Consider the following 1,516-nt stretch of genomic DNA (forward strand, 5'->3'; position numbering starts at 1 on the left):
TTTCTCGCCACCCTTGCGTTCTAATGCCCGTTGATAAAAAACATCAAATTTTTTCATTATTAATTATCCTGTCAATAACCAACAGAAGAGTCTACTGTTAATTATCAGATAATAAAATCTTCACCTCTTTGAACGCCACATCACGAAGTGGAATGATCGACGTATACTCAGAATTAGTAAAAGCCATTTCAGCCATATCCCGCGAAGGAAACTCCACTACAAACACCACATGAGGTGTCTCGCCCTGGCCTAAATTGCCATCAATGACATATTTCCCTAATAACTTACCGCCATGAGCTTGACCATTAGCATTTGAACGTTGCGAATACTCTTTAAACTCCAATGTATTTTGGCCACCTTTATTAAATGTGCCTTGTAATACAGCAATACAAGGTGATTCTGAACTTGTTTCCGTCTCCATATTAAGCCGCCTTTTTACTCGCGATACTGCTATCGATAAGTGGTCTAAGAACATTGCCTGTTTCAACACGAGTTTTTAATGCTGCCAAAGCTTGCGGCAAACTTGTTTCAAGTTTTGAACGCATGATGAGATTATGCATGATCTTGCCAAACAGGCCAAATCGAAGCTCATAAGCAAACGTCACAGTTAATCGCGTGACATTCTTACCTGGGCTTGTTAACCACCAGCAACTAAAGGCTTGATCTAAAGGGCCTAAGGGACTAACGTCATAAACAAAACCTGAGCCGTTATGCCATTGAGTGATATATTCATCGATTTCACCAAAGCCTTCTAAGAAACAATGGCGGCCAGCACCCACACATTCAGATCCCGTGCCGATTGCATAAGACTCTTTTACGCTAGGCACCCAGCTATAGACATTGGCAAAATCTTTTAATACCTCCCATACTTTTTCTTGTGGTGCAAAAATATCGATTGATGTAGAGAGTTGATATTTTCCTGTCAGTGTTGGTTGTTTCATCTTTCATCTCCGGTTGAATTAATTGCATTTGGTTAACCGAAGTCTAGGTGATGAAGAGTGGTGCGGTAATTCGCAATATATGCAAGTTAGCGGTGCAAAAACTATCCATGAACAGTTATTATGATCTTTGCTAAAGTTTCTTATCGATAGCTTGAAACGACTATTGACGGTATAAAACTGACTACAACGCTAAGGTGATAAAGTGAATTGGGATGATTTAAAGTTTTTTTTATCGGTATGTAAAAACGGCTCGATTCGTTCTGCTGCAAAGGCCTTGGGAGTCAATCATGCCACGGTCTCACGGCGAATAAATAACTTTGAAGCGGGATTTGGTGAACGTTTGTTTGAACGAACGCAGCAAGGTTATGTACGAACAGCATTAGCAGATGAAATTTTCCAAGAAGCCTCATTATTGGAAGAGCAAATGCACAGTGTTGAGCGACGCGTGGCGAGCAAAGATACAAAATTAAAAGGTGATATTCGTGTAACGCTACCAGAGATATTTGGCCAAGAATTATTAATGGCAGATTTTGCTGAATTTTGTCAGTTATATCCACAGATCCAGTTGCAAATAC

Annotated in this window: 3 protein-coding genes; 1 reads left to right on the top strand and 2 read right to left on the bottom strand. The window is 40.0% G+C overall.

The features are described from left to right. Positions 1-97: 97 nt before the first annotated feature. Both AC3AYF_RS20850 and AC3AYF_RS20855 read right to left on the bottom strand, forming a co-directional pair. On the bottom strand, positions 98-421 hold the full coding sequence (locus AC3AYF_RS20850; protein WP_487780382.1) for a DUF1330 domain-containing protein: 324 nt from the start codon (positions 419-421) through the stop codon (positions 98-100). A 1-nt stretch (position 422) separates the two neighbouring features. Then, positions 423-941 (bottom strand): SRPBCC family protein, encoded by a 519-nt coding sequence (locus AC3AYF_RS20855; protein WP_487780383.1) that lies wholly within the window; start codon positions 939-941, stop codon positions 423-425. 202 nt (positions 942-1,143) lie between these two features. On the opposite strand from AC3AYF_RS20855, the gene AC3AYF_RS20860 reads away from it, so the two are divergent. Beyond that, a partial coding sequence (locus AC3AYF_RS20860) for a LysR family transcriptional regulator (RefSeq protein ID WP_487780384.1) occupies positions 1,144-1,516 on the top strand: 373 nt, incomplete at its 3' end.

Source organism: Salinicola sp., assembly GCF_982684285.1.

Coding starts and splice junctions, on each gene's coding strand:
- AC3AYF_RS20850 (WP_487780382.1), bottom strand. CDS start 421: ATGGAGACGGAAACAAGTTCAGAATCACCTTGTATTGCTGTATTACAA.
- AC3AYF_RS20855 (WP_487780383.1), bottom strand. CDS start 941: ATGAAACAACCAACACTGACAGGAAAATATCAACTCTCTACATCAATC.